This window comes from Mucilaginibacter sp. UYCu711, from assembly GCF_050433825.1.
In the GTDB taxonomy this organism is placed as follows: domain Bacteria; phylum Bacteroidota; class Bacteroidia; order Sphingobacteriales; family Sphingobacteriaceae; genus Mucilaginibacter.
On the sequence record NZ_JBNPWM010000019.1, the window covers coordinates 1 to 20,661 of the forward strand.

17 protein-coding genes and 1 pseudogene are annotated in these 20,661 nt (G+C 40.3%); 9 read left to right on the forward strand and 9 right to left on the reverse strand.

Features of this window, described 5'->3' with window-relative positions; translation table 11 throughout:
• Window positions 1-27 precede the first annotated feature (27 nt).
• The 8 genes and pseudogenes from ABIB50_RS26315 to ABIB50_RS26350 all read left to right on the forward strand — a co-directional run bounded on the left by ABIB50_RS26315 (window position 28) and on the right by ABIB50_RS26350 (window position 14,503).
• Window positions 28-6,900 (forward strand): PKD domain-containing protein, encoded by a 6,873-nt coding sequence (locus tag ABIB50_RS26315; RefSeq protein ID WP_429384982.1) that lies wholly within the window; start codon window positions 28-30, stop codon window positions 6,898-6,900.
• Between the two features lie 4 nt (window positions 6,901-6,904).
• Window positions 6,905-7,606 (forward strand): PKD domain-containing protein, encoded by a 702-nt coding sequence (locus tag ABIB50_RS26320; RefSeq protein WP_429384984.1) that lies wholly within the window; start codon window positions 6,905-6,907, stop codon window positions 7,604-7,606.
• 2 nt (window positions 7,607-7,608) lie between these two features.
• Window positions 7,609-8,721, forward strand: coding sequence for a type IX secretion system outer membrane channel protein PorV (porV, locus tag ABIB50_RS26325; RefSeq protein ID WP_429384986.1), 1,113 nt, complete (start codon window positions 7,609-7,611; stop codon window positions 8,719-8,721).
• Between the two features lie 11 nt (window positions 8,722-8,732).
• Window positions 8,733-9,203 carry a hypothetical protein gene (locus ABIB50_RS26330; RefSeq protein ID WP_429384988.1) on the forward strand — a complete coding sequence of 157 codons (471 nt, stop codon included), beginning with the start codon at window positions 8,733-8,735 and terminating at the stop codon, window positions 9,201-9,203.
• Window positions 9,181-9,636, forward strand: a complete 456-nt coding sequence (locus ABIB50_RS26335; RefSeq protein WP_429384990.1) for a hypothetical protein — start codon at window positions 9,181-9,183, stop codon at window positions 9,634-9,636. The genes ABIB50_RS26330 and ABIB50_RS26335 overlap by 23 nt, the downstream gene beginning before the upstream one ends.
• Window positions 9,637-9,640: 4 nt before the next feature.
• Window positions 9,641-10,927, forward strand: a complete 1,287-nt coding sequence (locus ABIB50_RS26340) for an SUMF1/EgtB/PvdO family nonheme iron enzyme (protein WP_429384991.1) — start codon at window positions 9,641-9,643, stop codon at window positions 10,925-10,927.
• Between the two features lie 43 nt (window positions 10,928-10,970).
• Window positions 10,971-11,789: pseudogene (gene gldN / locus ABIB50_RS26345) on the forward strand (gliding motility protein GldN).
• Between the two features lie 74 nt (window positions 11,790-11,863).
• Window positions 11,864-14,503, forward strand: coding sequence for an outer membrane beta-barrel protein (locus tag ABIB50_RS26350; RefSeq protein ID WP_429384994.1), 2,640 nt, complete (start codon window positions 11,864-11,866; stop codon window positions 14,501-14,503).
• A gap of 316 nt (window positions 14,504-14,819) precedes the next feature.
• Here ABIB50_RS26350 and ABIB50_RS26355 read toward each other — a convergent pair whose 3' ends face one another.
• Entirely contained in the window at window positions 14,820-15,125 is a 306-nt protein-coding gene (locus ABIB50_RS26355) for a hypothetical protein (protein WP_429384996.1), read from the reverse strand.
• 134 nt (window positions 15,126-15,259) lie between these two features.
• Between ABIB50_RS26355 and ABIB50_RS26360 the strand changes: the two genes are divergently transcribed.
• Window positions 15,260-16,342 carry an IS5 family transposase gene (locus ABIB50_RS26360; RefSeq protein WP_429384997.1) on the forward strand — a complete coding sequence of 361 codons (1,083 nt, stop codon included), beginning with the start codon at window positions 15,260-15,262 and terminating at the stop codon, window positions 16,340-16,342.
• A gap of 289 nt (window positions 16,343-16,631) precedes the next feature.
• On the opposite strand, the gene ABIB50_RS26365 is transcribed toward ABIB50_RS26360, so the two are convergent.
• The 8 genes from ABIB50_RS26365 to ABIB50_RS26400 form a co-directional block, all read right to left on the reverse strand.
• Window positions 16,632-17,000, reverse strand: coding sequence for a hypothetical protein (locus ABIB50_RS26365; RefSeq protein ID WP_429384998.1), 369 nt, complete (start codon window positions 16,998-17,000; stop codon window positions 16,632-16,634).
• Window positions 17,001-17,233: 233 nt separating this feature from the next.
• The gene (locus tag ABIB50_RS26370; RefSeq protein ID WP_429385001.1) at window positions 17,234-17,941 is read right to left on the reverse strand and encodes a zeta toxin family protein; all 708 of its coding nucleotides are present in this window, start codon (window positions 17,939-17,941) and stop codon (window positions 17,234-17,236) included.
• Window positions 17,931-18,194 carry a hypothetical protein gene (locus ABIB50_RS26375; protein WP_429385003.1) on the reverse strand — a complete coding sequence of 88 codons (264 nt, stop codon included), beginning with the start codon at window positions 18,192-18,194 and terminating at the stop codon, window positions 17,931-17,933. Before ABIB50_RS26375 ends, ABIB50_RS26370 begins: the two co-directional genes overlap by 11 nt.
• Before the next feature lie 150 nt (window positions 18,195-18,344).
• Entirely contained in the window at window positions 18,345-18,644 is a 300-nt protein-coding gene (locus tag ABIB50_RS26380) for a HigA family addiction module antitoxin (protein WP_429385006.1), read from the reverse strand.
• A 10-nt stretch (window positions 18,645-18,654) separates the two neighbouring features.
• Window positions 18,655-18,939 (reverse strand): type II toxin-antitoxin system RelE/ParE family toxin, encoded by a 285-nt coding sequence (locus tag ABIB50_RS26385; protein ID WP_429385008.1) that lies wholly within the window; start codon window positions 18,937-18,939, stop codon window positions 18,655-18,657.
• A gap of 50 nt (window positions 18,940-18,989) precedes the next feature.
• A complete protein-coding gene (locus ABIB50_RS26390; protein WP_429385011.1) occupies window positions 18,990-19,205 on the reverse strand; it encodes a DUF1573 domain-containing protein in 216 nt (71 codons plus the stop codon).
• Window positions 19,205-19,381: a hypothetical protein gene (locus tag ABIB50_RS26395; RefSeq protein ID WP_429385014.1), complete on the reverse strand. Its 177-nt coding sequence runs from the start codon at window positions 19,379-19,381 to the stop codon at window positions 19,205-19,207. The genes ABIB50_RS26390 and ABIB50_RS26395 overlap by 1 nt, the downstream gene beginning before the upstream one ends.
• A 307-nt stretch (window positions 19,382-19,688) precedes the next feature.
• Window positions 19,689-20,474 carry a hypothetical protein gene (locus ABIB50_RS26400; RefSeq protein WP_429385017.1) on the reverse strand — a complete coding sequence of 262 codons (786 nt, stop codon included), beginning with the start codon at window positions 20,472-20,474 and terminating at the stop codon, window positions 19,689-19,691.
• Between the last annotated feature and the right edge of the window lie 187 nt (window positions 20,475-20,661).

A 20,661-nucleotide genomic window follows, 5' to 3' on the forward strand; every position in this document is an offset into this window, starting at 1 on the left:
TACCAATGGTATAATAATGGTTCGGCTTTGGGTGGTCAAACAGGATCCTCGCTTGCTGTGACTACTGCCGGCAATTTTACCGTAACGGCTTCTTCGGCTTGCGGTACAAGTTCCGCCTCATCAAACTTTCCTGTTACATTGGGTACTGCTCCCGGCACACCCGTGATTACCGGCCCGGCTATGGTTTGTCAGGGTTCAACTATTACTTTAGATGGTACAACTGCAAATGCAACGTCGTACCAATGGTATAATAATGGTTCGGCTTTGGGTGGTCAAACAGGATCCTCGCTTGCTGTGACTACTGCCGGCAATTTTACCGTAACGGCTTCTTCGGCTTGCGGTACAAGTTCCGCCTCATCAAACTTTCCTGTTACATTGGGTACTGCTCCCGGCACACCCGTGATTACCGGCCCGGCTATGGTTTGTCAGGGTTCAACTATTACTTTAGATGGTACAACTGCAAATGCAACGTCGTACCAATGGTATAATAATGGTTCGGCCTTGGGTGGTCAAACAGGATCCTCGCTTGCTGTGACTACTGCCGGCAATTTTACCGTAACGGCTTCTTCGGCTTGCGGTACAAGTTCCGCCTCATCAAACTTTCCTGTTACATTGGGTACTGCTCCCGGCACACCCGTGATTACCGGCCCGGCTATGGTTTGTCAGGGTTCAACTATTACTTTAGATGGTACAACTGCAAATGCAACGTCGTACCAATGGTATAATAATGGTTCGGCCTTGGGTGGTCAAACAGGATCCTCGCTTGCTGTGACTACTGCCGGCAATTTTACCGTAACGGCTTCTTCGGCTTGCGGTACAAGTTCCGCCTCATCAAACTTTCCTGTTACATTGGGTACTGCTCCCGGCACACCCGTGATTACCGGCCCGGCTATGGTTTGTCAGGGTTCAACTATTACTTTAGATGGTACAACTGCAAATGCAACTTCATACCAATGGTATAATAACGGCTCAGCATTGGGTGGTCAAACAGGATCCTCGCTTGCTGTGACTAGTGCCGGCAATTATACTGTGACTGCTTCATCGGCTTGCGGTACAAGTTCCGCCTCATCAAACTTTCCTGTTTCATTGGGTACTGCTCCCGGCACACCGGTGATTACCGGCCCGGCTATAGTATGTTTGGGATCTTCGATTACTTTAGACGGTACAACCGCTAATGCTATATCATACCAATGGTACAATAACGGGTCTGCTTTAAGTGGTCAAACCGCATCAACGCTTTCCGTAACAGGTGGGGGCGTTTATACTGTTACCGCTTCATCTTCTTGCGGAACAAGTGCGGCTTCATTGGGGTTCACGGTAAATACAAGTACGGTTCCGTCAAAACCTTTCATAAATGGCAACAACGCATTCTGTCCGGGAGGTAGTACGACGCTCACGGCTGTGACTTCGGGCACATCATATCAATGGTATTTTAACGGTCCGGCGATTTCAGGTGCGACAAGTAGAAATTATGTTGTAACTGTTGTTGGAGATTATAGTGTCACCGGAATAAATTCTTGCGGGTCGACAAGTTCTGCTCCTGTTACGGTAATCCAGTTACAAGCACCAAGTAAGCCTATTATTTTGGGTTCGCATACTTTTTGTCAGGGTTCATCAACCGTTATTCAGGCACCATATGCAGGTGCAACTTTTCAATGGTATAATAACGGGACTGCAATAAGCGGTGAAACAGGCCAAAATTTAACCGTAAACACCACGGGTAACTATACAGTAGTTGCTTATGTCACCTGTGGAACGAGTCCGACTTCCGATATTTTTGCGGTTAATCAAGTTAGTCAACCTGCTACCCCGGCAATCACAGGCCCGTCAACTGTTTGTCAGGGTTCTACTATAACTTTAGATGGTACAACTGCATTTGCGGCTACCTATCAATGGTATAATAACGGTACTGCTATTTCAGGCGCCACCTCAGCCACGCTTGGAGTTACTGCTGGCGGTAATTATTCAGTAATAGCTTCTAACGCCTGTTTTAGTAGCGCAATGTCTACTGGATATTCCGTTGCTTCAACGGATGTCCCGCCAACACCTGTTATCACAGGGCCGGTAACCGTTTGCCAGGGTTCGACAATAACAATAACAGGTACAACGCCAACCGCAACGTCATACCAATGGTATAATAACGGCACTGCTATCGCTGGCGCTACTTCGGCCACACTTGGCGTTAATGGGGATGGTAATTTTTCTGTGATCGCTACTGACGCTTGCGGTAACAGCCCTGTTTCCGGTGTCTTCGCGGTCGCGCTAACTGACGTACCTCCAACACCAGTGATTACCGGCCTTAATTATGTTTGTCCTGGTTCGACCGTTATTTTAAATGCGAGCACTCCAACCGCTACTTCTTACCAATGGTACAACGGGGGGGGTCCTATCGGTGGTGCGACCTCGGCGACACTTTCAATAACTACAAGTGGCAATTTTTCTGTGATCGCTACCGATGCTTGCGGAAATAGTCCATCATCAGCAAACTACGCTGTAGCTCTGGCTTTCGTTCCACCAATGCCGGTAATTACGGGAACTCAAACGATTGTTTGTTCTGGCAATTCCATCGTTTTAGATGCCACTACTTCTACTGCAACCTCTTATCAATGGTATAGAAATGGCACATCGATACCCGGTGCAAATTCTGCAACATACGGTGTTACAAATGGGGGTAACTATACCGTTATTGCAATTGATCCATGCGGAAATAGCCCGGAATCGGCTTCTTACACTGTTGCGATTCATTATTTGCCAACAAAACCTGTTATTACGGGACAATCTTATGTTTGTTCCGGAACAACAATTGTTCTTGATGCCGCAACACAGTACGTCACAACCTATCAATGGTATAACAACGGCGTTCCTATACCTTCCGCAAACTCGTCTAATATTTCAGTTACTGCGGCGGGGAATTATACCGTGATCGCAACCGATGATTGCGGAAATAGCCCTATTTCAAACACGTTCACTGTAACTCTAAATGCCGTTCCATCAACACCGGTAATTACTGGACCTCTAACTGTTTGTCAGGGCTCAACAATTACGCTGGATGGAACTATTGCAACTGCAACGTCTTATCAATGGTATAAGGATGGTACAGGGATTTTAGGAGCAAACTCAGCTACGCTTTCAGTTTCTGGTACGGGGTCTTATACAGTAATGGCGATAAATGCCTGTGGTAATAGTCCCGTTTCAACCGGCTTCACAGTTACGTTAACCGACATTCCATCCAAGCCAGTGATCACAGGCCCGGCAACTGTTTGCCTGGGATCAACAGTTACTATAACGGGTACAACGCCAAACGCCACTTCGTATCAATGGTATAATGGCGGTGTAGCTATTTCGGGCGAAACCTCGGCCACGCTGGCCGTTACCGCTGCCGGTAATTATTCTGTTGTAGCAATAAACGCGTGCGGGAATAGTTCAGTTTCAACAGCCTATGCGGTTGCTTTAACAAACGGACCTGGTATGCCGCTGATCAGTGGCCCATCAACTGTTTGCCAGGGTTCAACAATTACATTAACGGGTACAACTCCAACGGCAACTTCATACCAATGGTATAATGGAGGTGTCGCAATTAGTGGAGCAACCTCATCAGCGCTTGGAGTTACTGCTGCCGGTAGTTATACTGTAACGGCAACCAACGCTTGCGGTAATAGTCCGGTATCCGTTGCTTTCGCCGTTGCTTTAACAGACGTACCTGCTACGCCGGGGATCACTGGCCCTGCTTCAGTTTGTCAGGGTTCAACGATTTCGTTAAATGCTACGGTACCAACTGCTATTTCCTACCAATGGTACATTGGTGGTGTAGCTATTTCAGGTGCAACCTCGGCTACCCTGGCGGTAACAGGTGCTGGTAATTATTCTGTGATCGCAACCGATGTGTGCGGTAATAGCCCTGTTTCTGCGGCCTTCACGGTTGCTTTAACCGACGTTCCTGTTATGCCGGTGATCAGTGGCCCTGCTACTGTTTGCCTGGGTTCAACGATTACATTAAACGGTACAACCCCAACGGCAACTTCGTACCAATGGTATAATGGGGGTGTAGCTATTTCGGGAGGAAATTCGGGAACACTGGCCGTTACTGCTGCCGGTAATTATTCCGTTGTAGCAATAAACGCTTGCGGTAATAGTTCTATTTCAACAGCTTATGCGGTTGCTTTAACAAATGGACCTGGCAGGCCGGTGATCAGTGGCCCATCAACTGTTTGCCTGGGTTCAACAATTACTTTAACGGGTACAACGCCAACAGCTACTTCATATCAATGGTATAACGGGGGCGTAGCTATTCCAGGGGCAACCGCATCAACGCTTGGCGTTACTGCGGCCGGTAGTTATACAGTAATGGCAACTAATGCTTGCGGTAATAGCCCTGTATCTTTGGCCTTGGCCGTTGCTTTAACTGACGTACCAGCCATGCCGGTGATCACAGGCCAGGCTTCGGTTTGTCAGGGGTCAACTATCATGTTAGATGCTACGGTTCCCACAGCTACATCGTATCAATGGTATAATGGGGGTGTAGCTATTTCAGGCGCAACCTCGGCGACTCTTGCAGTAAGCGCATCTGGTAATTATACCGTGATCGCAACCGATGTATGCGGTAACAGCCCGATTTCAGCGGCCTTCGCTGTTGCTTTAACAAATGTACCAGCTGTACCGGTTATCACTGGCCCGACTGCAGTTTGTTACGGGGGTTCAATGACACTAACTGCGTCCAGCTTAACGGCGACTTCTTACCAATGGTTTAAAGATGGCAATCCTATTTCGGGTGAAATAACAGCTACCTTAAATGTAACCGCTGCGGGCAATTACACTGTAATAGCTGCAAACTCTTGCGGAAGTAGTCTTATTTCGTCAGTGTATACGGTTTACTTATCCCGTATTCCAATAATGCCGGTTATTTCCGGCCAATCATTTATTTGCCAGGGTTCAACAGTAAGATTAGACGCCGCAACACCAGCTGCTACCTATTATCAGTGGTATAACAATGGGGTGGCTATTGTTGGCGCGACTTCATCCACATATGATATCTCTGTTGCCGGTAGCTATACTGTTGAGGCGATAAACATCTGTGGGACTTCGCCTGTTTCTACTCAATTTACTGTAATTGACGGAAGCCCGGTTACTCCTGTGTTGACTTCGCAGTCAACAACAATAGTAGGAACCCAGGCAATCAAAATTTCAGCTACGGGAACTGGTGCATACCTTTGGTATAAGGACGGAACTTTAATTTCCGGCCAAACGGGGTCAAGCCTAAGTACTAATACATCCGGCACTTATACTGCAACTACAACAAGCATTTATGGCTGTGTATCACCTGTTAGTAACAGCATTGTTTTAACAAACCATGATAATGGAGCGATTCCTGTAATTTCAGTTGATGATCCAAGCAATCCGGGCAATAAACCGACAGTGGATAGTGACGGAAATCTGTTATTTGCGTTCTGTCAGGGTAAAACAATAACAGTAATTGCACCGCAGGCCGACTCATATTTATGGTCGACCGGCGCAACTACTCAGGTAATTCAAATTACTAATGCGGGTCAATATTCTGTTACTATTACAATAAATGGAACGGTATACACACCATCAAAATTAATTACAACTGTTAATCCACTACCGCAATCGCCGTCAATATCGATACAGGGAATGGGTAAAATATCGGGGGATGTAACCCTTCCGATATGTAGCGGCTTAAGTAGTGTTCTAAGTGCAGACGCGGGATTGCCGGGATACCAGTGGTTTAAAGATGGAACCGTTATTTCAACAAGTTCTACGTTAACGGTTAATCAAGCTGGCAAATACCAGCTCATAGTTTCGTCGACAGAGGGTTGTACTTCTCCGGTTTCATTTGCTGTAACTGTGCAAATTTCACCTTTGCCGTCTACTCCGGTTCTAACAATCGTTCAACCGACCTGTGGAGTGAGTACTGGAAGTATTTCCGTTCAGCCGTACACTAATGGCTCCTATTCGGATGATGGTGGCATTACGTGGCAAACAAGTAATGAATTTAAAACCCTTCCAACGGGCGATTATAATATTATAATTAAATCTATGGCCGGTTGTGTTTCAGGGGTTGTAAAAGCAACAATAAATGCTCAACCACCTATACCGGTTGCTCCAGTAGTTAGTGTTGTACAACCAAATTGCGTTACCGCAACGGGCAGTATAACGGTTGCTATACCAAGCGATGGCTCTCCAAGCCATAGTTATTCAATTGACGGTACAAATTATCAAACAAGCAATGTCTTCAGCAATTTACCTGTAGGCACTTATACTGTGACTATAATTAATGCTGCCGGTTGCGTATCACCTTCAATTGTTACTAATTTAGTACAAGATCCTCCAACCGGAGACTTTACTACTTCAAATCCTACGATTACAAGCGGCTCAATTATTTCCTTTACCGCTGCTGTACCAGGTGCTGTAACATATGATTGGAATTTTGGGGATGGCAGTCATTCAAGCGTTGCTAATCCGCAACATTATTACTATCAAGTTGGGACCTTTAACGTGACATTAACGGTTACAACTTCGGGAGGTTGCTCATATTCAATAACTAAAAACGCATTAATTAAAGTAGGTCCGGATAACTATCAAATTACCCCGCCTGTTCTCGTTGTGCCCGGTCCTGTCGTTTATAATAACGATTCAATGTTTGCTTATCCAAATCCATTTAGCAAGGTCTTTTATATCAGTTTTGATGCAAGTATAAGTCAAGCTGTCTTGGTGACGCTAAGAGATTTAAGGGGGAATTTAATAATCTCAAAAACCTTTAATGCCAAAATGGGCGCTAACACTTTTGAGGTAACAAACTTTCCTGCCATGGCAACCGGCTATTATTTACTTAAAGTAACAGGTCAAACAATCAACGAAGATTTAAAAATTCTAAAATATTAATCTTATGAAAAAAGCAATTTTGATATTAAGCATTGCAGCCGCCCTAATTACGGGTGGCTGCGATAATAGGGTAGATGTATTCGCCAATATAGATACACCACCGGTAATGACTTTCCAAAAAGAAAGCAAAACCCTTAACATCTTATCTGATTCTATAAAGAAAAAAGAGGGTGTTAATTACTATCCACTGGTTTTAAATATTAATGCGCCGACATCCCAGGTAAGTAATTTGACTTATGAGATTAATGGTCAAAACGGGCATTTCATTTATAGGTCGTTTACTATAAAAGACGGCAAATTACCAACAGATTATCAAAATTTGAATCTGAACTTTTTTCCTGATTCATTGGGAATAAGTGACATAATATTTACCGCGACAAACCGGTTCGGTAAACTAAGTTCAGCACATGCGAAGATTTGTTACTTTGATAATCTCCCCCCAAAATCGGTAATGAATATTACAAGGACTACTAATAAGGACGCCTACGAATATCAAATTGACGGCAGCAGTAGCTTCGATGGTGACGCAAAATTTGGAGGCTATTTAAAAGGTTTCTGTTTCGCCTTAGACAACCAGGTTATTGTTACTCAACATTCAAGCATAAAATACATTTTTCCCACAGCTGGTCAATATACTATAGGGTTGACTGTGACCGACAGCAATAATGCAACTCATTCGATAACACAAACCATAACCGTACAGTGATTATGAAAAAGAAGATCTTAATAATGGTTGTAAATTTATTGGGCCTATCAATAGCCGCAATAGCACAAAAGAACCCCATTCCGGTAGCTGTGCCCTTTCTTATTACGCCGCCGGATGCCAGGTCCTCGGGGATGGGTGAAATCGGTGCAGCTACGTCAAACGATGCCTATTCTAACTATTGGAATAATGCAAAACCAGCATTTGCTGAAACAGAGGGTGCTATCGCTTTTACATATTCGCCTTATTTACCCTCTGTGAGCTCCGGTATTAATCTATTAGGGTTATCCGGATTCGGTCGGGTTGGCTATAATTCATCTATTGGGTTTTCAGCCAATTATTTAACCGAGCAAAAGACGGTTTATCGTGATGATCAGGGCATTCAAACCGGGGTGAAAAACCCTTATGATTTATCCCTGGGGGCATCATATTCATTAAAATTATCTGAAATGTATTCCTTGGGAGTTGGCTTGAAATATATTCATTCAGGTGTTCAAATAGCGGGAAACGATTTATCAGACGCAAATGCTGTAAGCGGCGATATCGCCTTATACGCAGAAAAGTTCATTGATGAATCAAAATTTTCTTGGGGTGTTGCGTTTTCCAATTTAGGTAACAAGATTAATTATGGCCCATATCTGACTTCTTTTCAGCCGGCGAATTTAAGAGTTGGCGCTGCTGTAAACTTTCTGTCTGGAATAAATTCAAGTATAACAATCGGGCTGGATGCTAACAAACTATTAGTTCCCACGCCACCCACGGTTGATGAAAATGGAAATATAGTTAAGGGAATGAGTACTAATAGAAGTGTTTTCAAGGGCATATATACGTCCTTTTATGATGCACCAGGCGGCGTTTCAGAGGAACTACAGTCTGTGGTTTTGGGCGCCGGAGCAGAATACGAATACCTGCATGAATTTTTTATCAGAGCTGGAGGGGTGTATGAGAGCCCTAAGAAGGGGGAGAAAAGATATTTAACTGCCGGGCTTGGTTTTAATTACAAACACATGGTTTTGGATGCTTCCTATCTTTTTCCAATAGCCAGTAAATTAAACCCCTATCAGAACACTTTTCACATTTCCTTGACCTTCTTAATTGAGCAAAATAACGGACAATAATAAATAAAGCTATGGTTGATAATGAAGTTATTAATAACAGTGATTTTATATCACTAATTGAAAAAAGGGTGAATGTTGAAATTTCCGCAATTCTTGACGCTCTTATGCAGAAGGATGAAGTTAAACACCTGGTAAAAACCATTCAGGCAGAAATCAAAAAGAATAAGGGTATCCTCCGAATACAAAATGATATGGTTAGCCTGGACACTTACATTCATAATTCGGATATAAACATCAATATTTCCACGGACGACTTATTTTCTGGTTTAATGAAACTCATTAATAGATACAGAAAGGAATTGATCGCCCGCGGCTTTTCAGAATACCCAACATTAAATGTCTGGACCGATAATAAGCGTGTCTTTTTGAACCTACGGTTGACAAGCTATAGTGCGGTAAGGACTTCAATTATAGAAAGAATTAAAGAAGATAAAAGTCTCATATTATTTATAGAAAGCTATGAAAGAACATTCATTAACTAAATCAGGTACGGATGAATTACCTGGCTTGATTGACAACAAAACTTTTAAAAAAACATACAATAAGGTGATTAATAAATTAAATAAATTACCGCTTAGCAATTTAGATTGGTTGACTATAGAAAAAGAATTTCTATCAGCTGGTTTTATTATTAAAAGCAATTTTCTTGTTTGTAAGGGTAACCTCCAGATAAACATTACGTCAATTTTAAATGTGTTGTCATTTGAAAAGGTTGTTTATCAAACCCATAATCAGGAGTTACACTCAACGCCAAAATTATCTACCCATGAGCGCCTTATTTACTATTTGCTAAATAAACTGGCTCCTGAATTATGTATCGTAAACAGCGTTCTCCAGCATCAGGAAAGGTTTGCTAATAAAAATGGCCTTTTCAGACCCCTAAGTACAACTCACCAAATTAAAAACATCAATTAACGCCATGAAAATTAAACTTTTTTACCTGGTTGTCTTAGCCTCGGCACTTGCCGGTTGCAGCACCAGAAGTTACAGAACAGGAAGGGTTAAAGCCTCTCACGACAAAACATTGGAAGGTCCCCCGGGAATGGTATATGTACCTTCCGGATCGGTATTAATCGGACAACCTGAATTAGATTCCTCTTTTACAGATTCATCCACTTTTAAGAAGGTTAGCCTTAGCGCCTTTTATATGGATAAAACAGAGGTTAGCAATAAACAATACCGGCAATTTGTGAATTGGGTTAGAGATTCTATTGCCGTTACTGCCTATATAAAAGATAAAAGCTTTTTCCTTCCAAATAAAAATGGGGATTCAATTGCCAATATAAATTGGCGAAAAATTACGGATGGCAAGGCCATTTGGAAATCAACAAATAATAATATAAGGGAAAAACTTCGCGGTATGTACTATACGGGCAAAGCTAAACGAACCGGTGCCAACGAAATCAACGTAGCGCTCTTAAATTATAACTATGAGTATCTAAACCCAGACTACACGGAAAAGAATGGCAATGTAGAGCGGGTAATTAGGGAACCTATCAACGTTTATCCTGACACTACCGTATGGGCAAGGGATTTTCCAAATTCGCAAAACAGCCAAATGACGGAAAGTTATTTTTCAAACCCAGTTTACGACGACTATCCCGTTGTAGGTGTATCATGGAAACAGGCAAGGGCATTCGCGGCCTGGAGGACTAAAATATGGAGAAAGTATGTTCACACTCTGTTAAGTCCAAAACTAATTCAATTACAAATTGATCTGCCTACAGAGGCACAATGGGCCTATGCTGCAACTGAACAAATAGGGATAATTGATACAACAAAGAAGGTTAGGAATAAATCGAAAACCACCCTCCCAATTGCTAATTATAAGCAAGAAGAAGGTGATTATACTGAAGATGGCGCGGTTTATACCGCTCCGGTGACTTCATATGCCCCTAACAAGTTTGGCTTGTATAATATGGCTGGAAACGTGGCAGAGTGGACGATGAATTATTACACTTTGTCTGCAACTGCTTTTATAAGTGATCTTAACCCGGTTTTGACCTATAATGCCAAAGAGAATGATGCACCTGAAATGAAAAAGAAGGTAGTCATGGGCGGGTGTTGGAAAGATATTCGATTTTTTGTCAAACCGACGACAAGAACATTTGAGTTCCAGGATGCCCCAAAAAGTTATATCGGGTTTCGTTGTGTGATGCCGGCACCGGAAATATTAATTTCTGAAAAAACAAGGACCCGTAATTAATAAAGTTCACTTAATAAATAAAACGATGTTAAAATACACTTTAATGATATGCTTAAGCCTGGTGGGGCTTACTGTATTTGCTCAATCAGATGATAGCCCGGTAGATGGGTTCATACAAAAAACTGAGTTAAAAAATGTTAAGGCTATTCCGCTTCCGGAAATTAAGCCTGAGAATATCTACTCCGTCAAAAGAATTTGGCGGGAAATCGATATAAAAGACAAAAGGAATAAATTCTTTGGTGACCCTCAATCGAGGCTTATTGATATTATCCTTACTGCGATTGATAATCATACTATAACTGCTTATGATGCTACGCCATCCCCGGCAGACCCTACAGGAGATAAGTTTAAAGTTAAGTTAAGTCCAAAGGAGGCAAGGGCAAAATTTATAGATAGTGTCATGGTTGATTCGATTGATAAAAAAACAGGAGATAAAATCAGCTCACACCTGGTTGCTGGTACATTCAACCCTGATTCTGTAACAAAATTTAGAATTAAAGAAGATTGGGTTTTTGATAAACAAAGATCTGTCTAGGAAACGCGCATTGTTGGTATTGCTCCGCTTTACAAACTTCAGATAGAAGGTGTCCTGGTTAGTCAGCAACCTGCATTTTGGATATATTTTAATGAAGCGCGAAAAGTCCTTGTCAATAACCAGGTGATTGCGCCCAGCAATACTATTTTTAGCTACGACGATATTTTTATTTTACGAAAGTTCGCCAGTACAATTGTTAAGGAATCAAACCCTGAGGATTTACGGATAAAGGATTATACAAAAACGCCGGAAGAGGCTCAAAAGGAATCTGACCGTATTGAAGCACAACTGCACTCGTACAAATCACAAATTTATTCCCATAAATAAATAACAAGTCTCAATGAGGAGTAATAACCCTTGTTGAGACTTCTACTCATAATCTCATAAACTTTTTTTCGCATATGAAACGATCAGTTTTACTATTCGTAATGGTCTTGTTTTGTTCTTTTTATTCAAGGGGGCAATCGGCCCCTAATAAAACCATATCTGGCCTATTAACGGACTCAACAGGGGCTTCCATAACCGGAGCGGAAGTTATCCTGACTTCAAACAATCGGCATCTTTATACCATATCAAATGATAGCGGAAAATATATTTTTAAGAATGTTGGGAGGGTGGCATTTCAAATAAAAATAAAAGCATTGGGATATAAGCCTTTTGTCGGGTATTATAACGTCGAGCATCCCTCTGAACTTTCGACGATAATATTAAAGATGGTCGCCAACCAGTTGAAAGAGGTTATTATCACCGCGGTTCCGTCAATAAATCTAAAGAGAGATACTATCCAATATAATATTGCAAAGGGTAGTACCGTGGGTAGTGATGTGATAGAGGATTTATTAAAAAGGCTACCGGGTATTACCGTTGATCGGGACGGAACTATTAAAACCAACGGAAGGATTATTACCAAACTTCGATTAGAGGGTAAAGACTTTTTTGCCGGTAATATTTCAGCTGTCCTAAAGTCCTTTCCTGCGGATATAATTAAGAATATTCAGGTTATAAATGATTACGGGGACCTTGCAAATGTTAGCGGAATCAAAACGGGTGCTGCGACTGAAATAATCAATATCAGTTTGAAAGATGACAAAAAAATTGGCGTCTTTGGTAACCTCACCGGTGCAGCTGGCACAGATCATCGTTATATGGCTTCCGGTTCTTTAAATAGCTTTAACAAGCAACAACAGTTATCTGTGGTTTCTTCAATAAATAACACAAACGCCGGCAGTATGGGTTCAATAACTACCGGTGGAAATGGGATTACACTCACAAAGTCAGCTGGGCTTAATTACCGGAATAACATTAGTAAAAGCCTCACAGTTTATGGGAACTACAATTTCTCAGATAATATTAATACAACTCAAACGGCCACCTATATAGAAAGTGTTTATCCGGGTTATAGCCTTACATCAAACCAGACGGGTATAGGCTCCAGCAAGAACCGCCGCCACCAATTTAATTTGAATATTGAGTATAATGGCAGAAATGATTACTTTAAATTTTCTCCATCGTTCGGCCTTACGTCTTCCAACACAACAAACAAGAGTGTGTCCGTTATTAATAACTTTAATTCAATATCAACTCTTTACAATACATTAAATATTGGTGGTAATCAGAATAACCTCTTAGGATCCTTGCTTTATAATCATAAATTTTCAAAACCGGGAAGAAACCTATCCTTAAACTTCAATTCTGACTTCACAAAAAACAGCCAGGAAAGGAATATAGATAACCAAATGGACAGTTTGGCAACATCGGCCAATAACCCTTCAAATCAACATTTATTAACTAATGAGGCTGATAATACAAAAGTGCTATCCGGCTCATTTGACTATAATGAACCCCTAAGTTCCTCTACAAGCTTAAACATTAATTATACCTATAGCCATAGCAATACTAAAAGCATAATTAATACAGGGCTAATTGACCCTAAAACACTTTTAAATAATCATGTTGATTCTTTAAGCGACATTTATACTTCGAAATTTATAACTAATACCGGCAGCATTAAATTTAGGACCGTTAATGATAAGTCTACTTTTCTATATGGTGTAGATGTAATTAGTACAGGGTTAATGGGCAAATCCCTTGCGCGCGATTCTACAACAAGCTACCATGCATTAAACCTCGACGCTTCGGCAAGGTTTACTTATGCGATTGGTAAAAAAAGCTCATTTTCTATCCACTATAAAGGTAATAGTGTTTCTCCGTCATTCCTGGAACTGCAACCCATTAGGGACGTTTCTAATCCGCAAAATGAAATGATTGGAAACCCGGGTCTTAAGCCGGAGTTTTATCATACATTAAAATTTCAATATAATGCAGTTAATCCGGACACTCATTCGTCTTTCTTCTCAAACGTAGACTTCAATATTGTTCAAAATAAAATAGTGTCTGACAGGCTTGCAAGAAGGAATAGCATTATACAACAAACCTCCTTTGTTAATACAAACGGATATAAGAGTGTTCGAGGTTTCTATTCATTAACCAAGGCGGTAAAATCAGATCATTACTTTTTAACGCTTTCCGGATCGGGTGATCTTTCTAATAACATTTCATTTGTAAATGACGAAAAAAGCTCCGGGCAAAACCTTATAATTAATCAACTCGCAAATTTTCGAATTAGTTTTCCTGGTATAATAGAGAATGAGGTCGCGATCAATTATACACTTAATTATAGCAGCTATAATCAACCCTCCTCTACAAGTTCAAGTCAAACTATTAATTTGGGAATAATGGGAAAGAAGTATGTTAAAAAACAATGGGTGGTTAATTATGACTTTATAAAAGAATTAAACAGCGGATATAAGGGCGTTGGCGCTAAAAAGCCACTAATCATTAATTTGGCAATAGAAAGGAAGTTGTTTAAAAACGATATAGGTTCATTAACCTTAAGTGCCTTCGACCTGTTAAATCAAAGTACCGGACTACAGCGTACTGTTGTTGCTAACCAAATTATAGACACTAAGACAAATTCACTTGGACGATATTTTTTGCTTTCTTTTAATATAAGATTGCAAAAGTTTGCTGGAGTTAAATAACGTCTACAAATTTTGATGGCAGGTTGCACTGCAGCAGATCTATATATTATATAATTGTAGACAAAAAAAATTCCATGAGTGCCGGATCTGGGCAGGCCCGTAGGTTTTTAAATAAATAATTATCTACAAAAACTCATGGCCGACCGTTCTGCAGCTGATCAACCTGGTTTAAAAACATCTACAAAAGAAATTAAGAGTAGCGTTGATTGGCGCGGGCCTGGAAAAGTAAAATATAAAATTATCTACTGGCCGTTCATTCTGAAAGAGTAACGACGCAACTCTTTCAGGCCTTCTCCAGGTGGTTTGTTTTGACCTGTTAATCATCTGCTAATTTTAATAGCTCAAACTTATCCGTATAAACAAAACGCTCGGTATGTTGCTGCACCACTTCATCGTTACCCAACAGCAGGGCAACGGCATAGCCATTAAAATTTATCTGTACGGGAACGTCCTTATTTAATGAGGCGGTCAGGTTTTCCAGCGTAACGGGTGTATCGAGCTCAAAATCTGAACTGTTCAAAAATTTGTTTATCCAGTTAAATAATCCGGTAACCTCCCTGAACATTTCCGGGTTAATGAGGACGAGCGGCTTTGCTGTTTGTATAAATCCTATCAGGTACATGATTTTTCTTTAGGTCTGTAATTTTAAATAAATATACAGATTATGGTAGACGGAACGTATTGAGACCGTTGCACAGTAAAAGCACATAATCAATTGCTATACAGTTAATTAAGTTCTTTTCCATATATAAATATATGGAAAAGAACACGCAACAATTGAGTTTTTCTGCAATATCGGTGTCCAAACGAAAGCTAAAGAATGAATTTTTCGATCAAATGAACCAATTATTAGATTGGACAGCAATGGATGCGGAGATCAGGAAACACTATTCCAAAGGCTTTAGCGTTGCTGGCAGGCCATCTTACAGCGGCCTGTTGCTATTTAAGATGAGTCTTCTGCAAACATGGTATGGCTTGAGTGATTACGAAATAGAAGAAAGGGTTAACGATTCCTTGAGTTTTATGAAATTCTTGGGCCTGACCCTGGAAGATGATGTTCCGGACCATAGCGTATTGAGCAGATTTAGAACTGCATTAACCCAAAAAGATGCTTATGAAAAACTGCTGGCCAACATTAACGGGCAATTGGAAGCAAAAGGGGTACTGCTAAAAAAGGGGGCTATTGTAGATGCCAGTATTACAGATAGCCCACGTAAGCCAAGAGGCAAGAAAGAATATGAAGTAGTCGAAGATAGAAAAGAAGAACTGGGTACATCCCTGAGCGGACAGGAGCCGGCTGTCACACAAACGGTACTTGCGGTAAAAACACAAAGCCATGTTGACATACAGGGTGCATGGATAAAGAAAGCCGGTAAATTACGTTTTGGTTATAAAAAACATATCGCTACCGATGATCAGGGACTTATTAGGGCAGTTGTTACCACCGCGGCCAATGAAAGTGATATCGTTCATTTGGAAGATGTAATAACAAAGGCGGGTATTGAAAAGGGTTCAAGAGTGAGGGCAGATAAGGGATACAGCAGTGAAAGCAATAGAAGCTATCTGAAAAATAATGGATTAAAAGATGGCATCATGTACAAGGCGGTAAGAAACAAACCGCTAACCGGCCATCAGCAAAAATTCAATAAAATCGTCAGTCAAACCAGGTTTAAGGTTGAGCGGACACTCGGAGGAATAACCCGGTGGTTTAAAACCGGCATAACCAGGTATCTGGGAAAGGCTAAAACACATACCCAACACCTGATGGAAGCCATAGCATACAACTTATACCGTTCACCTGGGATAGTTGTGTCTAATGCAATATTAGCCATCAAATAGGAGATAAAAACCGGGTTAAAAAACCGCTAAAATCAAAACCAAACGTAAAATGAACCGATAAATCAGAAAAAACTACCAACATCGAAAATCAAAATATTGAAAATCTTCAATTATCTAAGTAGGGATATTTTGCAACGGTCTCGTATTAGTTAAGGGATTATCTACAATTTGTTAAGCCTGGTAGCCCGGATCCGTAGCGCCAGAACGGAGAAATATCTACAAAAACTCATGGCCGGCTGTTCTCCAGCTGATCAACCTGGCACAAAAACATCTACAAAATTAGCAAGGTTTAACTACCCATTCGAGTAAGCATCGCCTGGGGTTTGCCCGGCTCATTAATTGCTTCAAGCAATGTTTCCTTCGAGATTAATAAATCACCCTCTAACTGAAAGTGCTTTTTTACCTTCATTTTAAGATTTTCGAAATTTGCTTTCGCTTCCCGGAGCTCGTTCCTCAGTTCGGCATTTGCTCTTTTTTCTTCCTCGTACCGGCCTTCGAGTTTAAAATATCCAAACAGTGCCAGGCTGCCCGCCTCTGTGCTTCTTATCTTTTGAAACTTTACCTGCAATGCTTTAATATAATTGCTTTGGTCTGTTGTTAGGTTCCTTAAATAAAGTTCCTTAACTAATTTCGCGTTATCAATTGTAATTTCAGGCATATCTTTAGTTTTTATAAAACGAGAACGAAACCTCTGGGCGTGTTACAATCCCTTTTAGTTGAGCAGGATAATAAATTACGTCGTAAAGCTTCAAGGAATAGTTAAGGCAATATCCCTGAAAGTTAGAAAGTCGGTCACGTTGATAAGAAGACTTTTTCCTTTCTTTAATATCAACAATCTCCAGTAAAGAGGTTCTCGCACTCATAAATTATATTTTATCGTTTAGTATATTATTATCGTCCCAAATTTTGGTTCTGGTCATTTTCCACTTTATAAATACCCAAATGACTTTTTTCCTTCCCGGACCTTACCAAATCATTATATATATCGGTCAAACCCTGTTTGATCCAGCTTTTTTTAAATGCCAATGGCTCCACTCGCACGACATTACCGCTTTCCAGTCGCGCGATCAAATCGGGCTTCTTCATACCATCGTACAATGAAATTTGCTTAAAGGTGTCTCTAAACTCATTAATATATTTAAGGTTCATTTCGTAAACTCCTTTGATTGTATGTACGTCAACATTGTGACCGCCCTCTTTAACTCTTTTAGAAACACGCATTTTGCAATCTTTAATAGAATCCAAACACATGTAACTCAACTGTACCAGGTAACCCTTATTAGCAAAAAAATCGATGTATCGCCAATAATCAGGATGGGACAACGGCGTTTCCAGCACAAAATGTTTTTTTTCCGAGGCAGCTTTAACCATTTCCTTTTGTAAAATAGTTTCCATATCGCCCTGTGATTGTCTTTTTTGATCAGCTGTTAAATCTGTTGTTTTACCAAAAAGTTCATTTTCTATAGTACTCCTTGTTTTGTCCCTATCAAAAGGTTTACAATCTTTTAATTCGGGGGGCAAAAGTATCTTTATATATGTCGACTTGCCGGCACCATTGGGACCGGAAACCACAAAAAGAGTAGGAATATTATAGTCCATATTCAATCCTTACACGCTCAGCTTCTACTTTGGAAAGTATTTTCACCGTTGTCAGGTTGTTTTCTTCCCCTTCTTCATCAATGCGGACGACTTCAATTTTCCCGTCTGGGTATTCAAGATATGCTTCACCATCAGGAAGATTATCGGAAAACATCATAAACGGGATACCTCTATTAAAGTTATCTTCTCTAAGTTGAATTGTTGCTTCATGAATGCGGTTATTCATTGCCTCTATAGTGTCTGTTGTTTCCATTTCTGTTAGATAATTGTTTAGTCCAAAATGACTGCGTACATTGTGTTTTAGTCAATCTATAATTGCTTTTTCTACTCCCCTGTTTTAGGTATTTAAACTGCCTCATAATATTTATTATGTAAAGTAGCCTCTTTTCTGACTATAAAAAAACTACGATGCCACCTGATAATGTTGAATCTTTGGGGGGTTTTCAAGGAAAACTTTCTTAGCAATATCTAAATCAAAAGACGACTGCAAGCGGACCCAAAACTTTGCTGATCCACCAAATACTGTTTCAATTCGCAATGCAACATTAGGCGTTATTGATGCTTTGCCATTCATTATATTAGATAATGTTGGGCGGGTTATTCCTAACAGGCCAGACGCCTTCCCTATTGTTAAACCCCGGCCCTCAATCAGTTCCATTTTTAATATTTCACCTGGGTGCGATAAATCCATCATCCTTTCCATTTTATCAAATTTAATGTGTGTCTAAATAATCTACATCAAAAGCATTTTTGTTTTCAAATCGAAAAATAATGCGGTAATTGGCAGTAACATCTAAACTCCAAAACCCCTTTAAAACTCCCTTTAAGGGATGTGGGCGAAGTGATGTAAACGTGGCCAGATCTTGCGGGACTTCTTCCAAATCGTCAATGATTTGTAGCAAAAGTCTAATTTTTTTTAATTGAGCAGCCGGCAACCGGCTACTATCATTATTTTCCCACAACAACCTTACGGCCTTACTTTTGATTGTTTTAATCATAGCTTGTATAGTGTAAATATACACATTACATTTTAAAATGTCAAGAGCTATTATTTAGATTCAGACTTTAATACTTCACCATTAATTGTAAGCATCAAAACGGGTTCTTTTGGGTCGGCCGTAGTGATGAATACGTTTTTACTAAATATCCCTACTGCGGCAGCGTTATAAGTTACCTTTACAAATCCAAAGGCTTTCGGCAATACCGGTGTTGGTGTATAATCCGCAACGGTGCATCCACAAGAAGTTTTTACGACGGTAATCATTAAGGGAGTTTTTCCAACATTTTAAAATCAAAAGTATGTGTTACTGGAACTCCCTGCTTTATTTGATAAAACGAATAGGTTTTATCTTTTAATTCAAATGCACTTTGAGGGGTTTGAGCAATGGTGTGTACAGATAGTCCAACTAAAGCAATAAGTAACAATAATAAATTCTTCATAATAAATTAATAAAAGTACCGCGGATGTGAAATTTTTGTATGTTTTACAATAGAACAATCTATTCTGTATAAAAGCCATGCGACAAACTTTCTAAGCCCGGGGAAAATAAACTTCTTTGAGAGTATAATTGTTATAACCAATAAAGGAACAGGTCCAATAAACCTAACGGTGCCGGTCTTTAAACCGTAGTAACCTAATCCCATAATTCCCCCAGTTAAGATCGTCCCTCCCACTAAAATTAAGATCGTCCCCAATAGTTGAATAATAAGCCTTAAAAACTTTAATGAAGTGATCATGACCCAGGGTTTAATGTAAAGTGATTTGTTTAGTTATAACAAACGTGCCATTATCATAGGTCTTCGTTGCTGTAATTGTATATGTATTTCCTACTACTTTGTTCGGGTAAAAGTATTCACCCGAAACGGCAGAATCGGTTCCTGTAAAAGTCGCGCCTGTAACATTAATATAATCCGTCAAGTGAACGGCAGCACTACTGGCAGACAATGCATCTAATTGAGAAATCTTAATATTCCAATCAAAGTTTTCTGGTATGTATTTTATCGTTTTAGTAACCGGTATTCTCTTATACGAGCGCAACGAAACATTAGCCGTTAAGGGTGTAGTTGCAGTACTCCCTAAAGGTTGTATAACTTGTGGGTTCAATGCCACGTCTGAGTCGGCTATCAAAGCGTTTGTTGTAAAAATAGTAGACCCCCTGGATACAATTTTAGTGGGATCATTATTATCAGTTGCATCTATTGTAAGGGACGTTAGAGGGGTTGTAATCCACCCACTTGCCGCAACCGGTTGAATTAGCCACATAAACAATTGGGTAACTCCATGATATTGACCCGTTGCTAATGCATCTGGGTTGGTACACTGTATTGCCGCAATTGGGTCAGAAGTTAGTTTTGCTCCAGCATTGGTATTAACAATATATTCACTCTTAGTAAATCTTGCGGTGAACGGTGCCTCGACGTTAATACCGTTATCTATAGGTGTTACTGGCTCAACGTTGCTTTTCTTACAACTTACAGTTAACATTGATAGAACTACTAAAAGCAGGAATGTAAGGTTTTTAAAAGTTTTCATAGTGGTGTTTTTTAGATTAAAATATATGTTGTTTTTGTTTGTCTTATAATATAAAGATAACCTATTTATAAGACATAATAGATTATATATCAAGTACTTAACTTTTCTTTTCCCCCTCTCTCCTACCCGCCCCGAATGGAAATTACCTAAATAAAATCCTTCCAAATATTTCCATGAGGGGCCGCCC